General features: G+C 42.2%; 6 protein-coding genes and 4 tRNA genes. All 10 read right to left on the bottom strand.

Annotated elements, in window-relative coordinates; genetic code table 11:
* Positions 1-426: GTP-binding protein (locus AC27KT_RS19665; RefSeq protein WP_333970934.1), on the bottom strand; the 426-nt coding region annotated here is incomplete at its 3' end.
* Between the two features lie 67 nt (positions 427-493).
* Positions 494-569, bottom strand: a tRNA-Thr gene (locus AC27KT_RS19660).
* A 7-nt stretch (positions 570-576) separates the two neighbouring features.
* A tRNA-Gly gene (locus AC27KT_RS19655) sits at positions 577-651 on the bottom strand.
* Between the two features lie 33 nt (positions 652-684).
* A tRNA-Tyr gene (locus tag AC27KT_RS19650) sits at positions 685-769 on the bottom strand.
* Positions 770-776: 7 nt separating this feature from the next.
* Positions 777-852: transfer RNA gene (locus AC27KT_RS19645), tRNA-Thr, on the bottom strand.
* Between the two features lie 109 nt (positions 853-961).
* Entirely contained in the window at positions 962-1,720 is a 759-nt protein-coding gene (locus AC27KT_RS19640) for a type III pantothenate kinase (protein WP_487132764.1), read from the bottom strand.
* A 146-nt stretch (positions 1,721-1,866) separates the two neighbouring features.
* Entirely contained in the window at positions 1,867-2,853 is a 987-nt protein-coding gene (gene birA / locus AC27KT_RS19635) for a bifunctional biotin--[acetyl-CoA-carboxylase] ligase/biotin operon repressor BirA (protein ID WP_039222269.1), read from the bottom strand.
* Positions 2,850-3,881, bottom strand: a complete 1,032-nt coding sequence (murB, locus tag AC27KT_RS19630; protein WP_487132762.1) for a UDP-N-acetylmuramate dehydrogenase — start codon at positions 3,879-3,881, stop codon at positions 2,850-2,852. Before murB ends, birA begins: the two co-directional genes overlap by 4 nt.
* Positions 3,882-4,053: 172 nt before the next feature.
* Positions 4,054-5,619 (bottom strand): methyl-accepting chemotaxis protein, encoded by a 1,566-nt coding sequence (locus AC27KT_RS19625; RefSeq protein ID WP_487132760.1) that lies wholly within the window; start codon positions 5,617-5,619, stop codon positions 4,054-4,056.
* A gap of 214 nt (positions 5,620-5,833) precedes the next feature.
* Positions 5,834-6,361: a hypothetical protein gene (locus AC27KT_RS19620; protein ID WP_487132758.1), complete on the bottom strand. Its 528-nt coding sequence runs from the start codon at positions 6,359-6,361 to the stop codon at positions 5,834-5,836.
* Between the last annotated feature and the right edge of the window lie 153 nt (positions 6,362-6,514).

The following is a 6,514-nucleotide window of genomic DNA, read 5'->3' as shown; positions in this document are numbered from 1 at the left end:
GTCAACCATGTCACACTTGTTCATGAATACGATGATGTAAGGAATACCAACCTGACGACCAAGTAGGATGTGCTCACGAGTCTGTGGCATAGGGCCATCAGTCGCAGCTACTACTAGGATACCACCGTCCATCTGAGCAGCACCAGTGATCATGTTTTTAACGTAATCAGCGTGTCCTGGGCAGTCTACGTGCGCGTAGTGACGAGTAGGAGTGTCATATTCTACGTGTGAAGTAGAAATGGTGATACCACGTGCTTTCTCTTCAGGCGCGTTATCGATTTGATCGAAAGCCTGTGCGTTACCGCCGTAAGTTTTAGAAAGAACTGTAGTGATAGCTGCAGTTAGGGTAGTTTTACCGTGGTCAACGTGGCCGATTGTACCCACGTTTACGTGGGGTTTCGTACGTTCAAACTTTTCTTTTGCCATTTCTATTATCCCAGCAAAGTTACATTAAAAAATTTAGAAATTTTACATGAGCTGGGGAGAAATAAACTGGTGCTGATAGGCAGATTTGAACTGCCGACCTCACCCTTACCAAGGGTGCGCTCTACCAACTGAGCTATATCAGCACTGATTTGGAGCGGGCAGCGGGAATCGAACCCGCATCATCAGCTTGGAAGGCTGAGGTAATAGCCATTATACGATGCCCGCAATCCTAATTCTCTGGCCACCTCATAGAGAAAGTGGTGGAGGGGGCAGGATTCGAACCTGCGAAGGCTGAGCCGGCAGATTTACAGTCTGCTCCCGTTGACCGCTTGGGTACCCCTCCAGATTGATGGTGCCGACTGCCGGAATCGAACTGGCGACCTACTGATTACAAGTCAGTTGCTCTACCAACTGAGCTAAGTCGGCACTACATCAAGTGGGTGCGCATTCTAGAGTATTGTTTAACTCTGTGCAAGTGTCTTTTTGAAAATTTTTCAATTTTCTTTTTTGACCAATTTTTCAACTAATCAAAAACTTACGTCGATGTTCCCTTTAAAAGTTCACTTCGAGCGTAGCGGGCAAGACCCTGCATCACCAAATGAGCGAGGCGCATGTTATCAGCAGATTTTAAGAATGCAAACACTTTTTTGTCTCCACCCCCTAAAATTATGTCAAATTCGGTTTGTTTGCTTGATATGTAATCAACCGCGCTCAAATAAACACCATATAGGGCAGCATGACACCCTGTTGCCACACAATCTTCTGTATCGGTCCCCACTCCAAAGGTGGTCGGAATTTCATCATTCGCGAACACTTTTTTAGTTGAAGCAACCAATGCATTACGCATTACTTGAAATCCAGGTACGATCCAACCGCCTAAATGTTGACCATCCACCACAAAATCAACCGTTATTGCCGTACCTACATCCATAACAAAAAATGCTTTTTTTGATTTTTCTGCAGCACAGACCATGGCAAGCCATCTATCAACGCCCATTTTTTGAACATTCGCGTAACTATTTTTTATGCCGAAGGCTTCTTTCTCTGTGTGCTTTTCTACAAAAACAATATTTCGCTCGTTACACATGGCGGATATTTCATCAACCAGCTCCTGATTTCTTACCGACGCTATATATAAATGGGAAATTTTTTTCTGAGAATCGATAAAAGAGAAGAGAGAATTAGCATCTTCACATGTATAAGGCTCTTCTTCTGCATGACAAAGCAGTGAATATTTTATTCGAGTGTTACCGATATCCACTAATATCACGTGGTTTTCTTCAATGTTGTTCATATTTTTGGCTTCAATCGCAAAGCAATGCGTAAAACGAACGGATAAAATGCTATTTAAAAATCACAAAGATGAACTACGAAGTACTTTTATTATAAGAATGGTCAAAATCTTCGTAGCTCAGCTATAAAGTAAAACAAAATAAAACGTTAATTGCCTCTAAGGCTAACTTCGCCGCCGTGGAATCGGGTAATACCGTCTTGCGTTTCAACTAGTAACGCGCCGCTGGCGTCCACTCCCCTATCAATTCCGGAAAAACGTTTCTCACCCATTTGTAAAACAATGCGTTTATCGGCGTATAAGTCGAGCGCTTCCCAGTATGCAGTAAATGGCCCGAAGCCCTGCTGGGTAAATTTAGGTAAATAAGACCAAAGCGATTTAATTATTTCTGCCGCCAATGCATTTCTATCTGGGATAGTACCCAAATATGACGCAAGATCGCTATGAGGCTGACCTACATCGTACTGATTATCGGGTACGCAAACATTCAAACCTATGCCGATAACACTATGCGCCGTTGCACCTATTTGCCCTTCTACTTCAATAAGTACGCCCGCAAGCTTTTTACCTTGCAAATAAATGTCATTCGGCCATTTAAGCTCGGCATCTTCTACGCCAAACTCTTTAAGTGCATCGCAAACAGCCAATCCTACCAATAAAGAAAGTCCTGCCATGCTTTGATAACCGTCGGGAAAAGACCAGTACATAGAAAAAGTTAAGCTTCCGCCCACTGGCGCTAACCATGAACGGCCATGTCTGCCGCGTCCATCGGTCTGAATTTCAGCAAAAACGACATCGCCGTTTTCAAGATCTTCTCGTTTACTGGCAATACGCTTCTTCATTTCCGTATTGGTGGAAGGTAATACCGACTCCACATCAATAACCGCTCGTTTTGTATTGCCTAAATGGCGTTTAATGCTGTCGGCGCTTAACAATGGAAACCCTCGTTCTAAACGGTAGCCTTTACCTTTTACTTTAAATACATCTAATCCCCAATCGGCGAGTTGGGAAATATGGCCCGCAACTGCTGTGCGCGAAAGGCCCACTTGCTGTGCAATGGTTTCACCGGAGTGAAACTGGCCGTCGGACAACAAAGCGAGTATATGTTTTCTTATAGCTTTTGATGCTTGTCTCATAGCGAAATAAGTCCTTTGCTTCCTAATAAGCGCACTTCTGGCTCAAGCTGTATGCCAAACTTAGCCTGTACGCTTGCTATGATATCTTTTGCCATGGTTATTACATCGTTTCCGGTGGCACCACCTAAGTTAGTAAGTACCAATGGCTGTGTAGGGTGGCATCGTACTTTATTCAAAGTCTTGCCTTTAAAACCTGCCTGGTCGATTAGCCACGCGGCAGGAATTTTTATTTGTTCTTTTTCAGTGGCTGGCAGTTCAACACCTCCGTGCACCACAAAATGGGGCACTGAATCATACTCTTGTGCAATCGCTTGAAACACTGCTTTTGAAACCACTGGGTTTTTGAAGAAACTTCCTGCATTGCCTAGCTCGGCGGGATCGGGAAGTTTGCTCTTCCTAATTTCTATCACCTTACTATACACTTTTTCTGGCGTAGGCTCAGTGAGTGCCGCTAGTTCGCCATAGCTGGTTTCAAGTTCGTAGTGCTTGGGAAGTTTAAAGTTTACATGAGTGATTAGCACTTTGTTCGCTAGTGCGTGTTTGAACACACTGTCTCTATAGCCAAATTGACAGTCTTCATTGACCAACAATACCTGCTCGCCGGTTTCAAGAAATACACACTCTACTTTGTCGATTAACGCATTCACTTCTCGTCCGTACGCACCAATATTCTGAATTGGGCATGCGCCTACTGAACCTGGTATTAAGGCGAGATTTTCGAAACCATACCACTTCTCTTTCATGCACAAAGTGACGAAGTTATGCCAGTTTTCACCTGCACCTACCCGTAAGTAATGGTGACTTTCAGTATCAAAATGGCTTATTCCCTTGATCTCGTTAACCAGAATTGTACCGTCAAAGTCGTCAGTGAAGACTGAATTGCTTCCACCGCCTAATATGTAAATGGCTTTGTTATTATTTTTAGAAGTATTAAAGATAGACAGGAATGAAGTAACGTCGCTAAACGACTGGATAGAATCACAAGAAGCGGCGAGGCCAAATGTGCTGTATGGTTGTAGTGAAGGCATAGAGTTTTACGAACTGCGAACAATTCGCTAATGGTAGGGTAACGAAGCAGCAAATAAAAGCGCAAAGAAAGAATAATCTTGTACCCAATATTGCTAAGCGCTATGGCGCTACCACTTTCACTCGTTAGAGTAATAAAACGGAAGCAATCACTCATATGTAGATACAGAGAACTTATTGTTCTTTGGCGTTATAACCAATACGAAACCCTCCCCAATGTTTACCGTTCACATATATCGGTGCCGATAGATCATGCATGATCTCACCCGTATCTCGTTTATAAGTTTGGAGCAAGAAAGTAGAGGTATTGCTGCCACAACGACTTCCGGTTTTGTCATCGAATATCCGTTTCGTTCTGTTATTTGTTAAATCTGTATCGTAGTTACCAGTGAGAGGCTGACTGAACTTCTTGTTGTGGGTAGGAAAGTAACCATTTACGTCAACTGCGCCGGCATAAATAATGAAACTATGTGTTTCTAATAAAGGCTCTTGGATAGCGGGGAGTACACTATCGGTGAACTTATCAAAAGGTGTTGTATGCTTTACAGGATTAGTGTTCGGTATAGGTGTGTAGTCAAAATTAAACAGCATTGTTTCCGGTATTTCCCCTTCTGAAATCGCTTGCTCGAAACGCTTTCCAATAGTTTTAGCTGCATTTACTGCAATGTCTCTAACTTCGCTGTTTCGATCATTTACATCGAAGCTTTCCAATAGCCTAAAAATATCTTCCGCTTGACTACTCAGTGATAACGCCTGAATAGAAACATCGGTGAGATCATGCTCTAGTTTTTCTGTAGTCGTGTGCAACTGAAGTACATTGGTACTTATACCTGCGCTATGCTCAGCATTATTTTCTACCATTGCTTGCATAGCACCCATTGACTCGCGGGCTTTTGTAGAGAGCATACTGGAGAATGAGATAGCTTCTTCGCTCTCCAGTAATTTCACATTCATATTGTCACTAGAGTTCAGCACCGTTTCCATAGTAGCCACCGCTGCCTGGCTACTGGTATTCATATCCTGTAGCAGACTTTCAATTCCTGAGGTGGCATCGGTTGTCTTCTTGGCAAGCTCGCGTACTTCATCAGCAACAACGGCGAAACCACGTCCTTGCTCTCCCGCTCTTGCAGCTTCAATAGCCGCATTAAGCGCTAGCATATTTGTTTGATCGGCCAACTGGTTAATGGTGTTTGTTATAGTACTTATTCCCTCGGCCTTACTTTTTAATATAGTGAGCGCTTCTGATGACGCATTTATATTTTTAACCAGCTGCTGTTGCTCGCTTAATACATCTTTTAACGACGCACTGCCGAACTGCGTTTTCTCGTCAGATTCATTCATAGAAGATGCAGCATTTTTGGCAAGATCATCTAACTGAGTTGAGGAGACTTCTAGCTGTTGGAGTCTACCGCTCATCTCGCCTATGTTCGCGACTTGCTCATTAAATGCTTTTGATAACTGTTCTAAAAAGAAAGAAATAGAAGCGCCGCCAATCGCTATATTGCTCGCTGCATGACTAACTTTCGTTGCATCATTGCTGTGTACGTTTCTCTTATTATTATCAGGTAGAACGGCTTTACTTGCGGCTATATTTTGGTTTTGAAACACCTTCTCAATAATAAAGGCCGCGAACATAATAGTAAGAAAGATCGCACACGAAGCCATTAAGACATTTGAAGTCACAAAAGAACTCACTACATTAACGAGACTTGCAATTACAGCTAAAACTAAGTACTTCATATGGCCCATCTAACATTTCATTAACAACTATAGAATGTAGACTGACTTAGTTTAATTATCTATAAGCGGATAGTATTAAGTAATGGGGTCAGAGTAATTTATTGGTGAGCATTGTATTCATAGTAAATAAAATAAACACTTCAAGGTACATGTTGCCTCACTCGCAAGCAGTGTACTTTACTTGGTTTCTATCGCTTACAAACGCTTTTTATTTCTAACTGTTATCTGGTACTAACTCATTTAGGTGCAAAACCATCCAGCCGTTAATATAAATATTTCGGGGCCGTCTAGCATCATAAATGGCACCAGAAGCAACCAGTTCATTTACTTTTGTTTTGCTAAGCACAAGGTTATCAACACGATAGTAATTGCGCAGCAATAACGCTTTATCAAATTTCGCATGTTGACTTGGCGAGACAGGTGTTGTGTGAGCAATGTTTCCGACTTTAAAGGTAAGAGTGTCATTATCAACACTAAGTAATTTCAGGGGGACATAGCGAAATCGAGCATCCGATGAAGGATCTATAGCTCTATAGTCGATATAGAAAAAGTCATTTTTCTGAGGGTTGGCTAAAACCTTTTCCTTTTCACTATTTTCTATAAATGCATTAAAAACAAAGAAGAGTACTATTAGAACAAAGCAGACAAGCTCTGCGTGCTGCTTAATTACAGCAGTGACAGGTTCAAGTTGAAAGTTACCCCGCGAATAAGCTGGGTTGTTATTGAATAGTAAGGCAGACATACAAACTTCCTAGCTGTTCAGTTTTTTATACCATACCGATTATTTTTCAACCTGTCGCTCGTTATGCAGAGCTATTATCAAAACTACAGCATACACTCCCCGAATAATGGGGTCAGAGTCGTGACTCTGACCCCATTATTTTTTCTGGTGCAG

This window comes from Alteromonas sp. 5NW40-0090 (assembly GCF_057552975.1).
Note: the sequence above shows the minus strand (reverse complement) of the source record. Positions and strands in the feature narration are given on the sequence as shown.

Bases quoted from the DNA above. Each gene is read 5' to 3' on its own strand.
- AC27KT_RS19640 (WP_487132764.1), bottom strand. From the start codon at position 1,720: ATGAACAACATTGAAGAAAACCACGTGATATTAGTGGATATCGGTAAC.
- birA (WP_039222269.1), bottom strand. From the start codon at position 2,853: ATGAGACAAGCATCAAAAGCTATAAGAAAACATATACTCGCTTTGTTG.
- murB (WP_487132762.1), bottom strand. From the start codon at position 3,881: ATGCCTTCACTACAACCATACAGCACATTTGGCCTCGCCGCTTCTTGT.
- AC27KT_RS19625 (WP_487132760.1), bottom strand. From the start codon at position 5,619: ATGAAGTACTTAGTTTTAGCTGTAATTGCAAGTCTCGTTAATGTAGTG.
- AC27KT_RS19620 (WP_487132758.1), bottom strand. From the start codon at position 6,361: ATGTCTGCCTTACTATTCAATAACAACCCAGCTTATTCGCGGGGTAAC.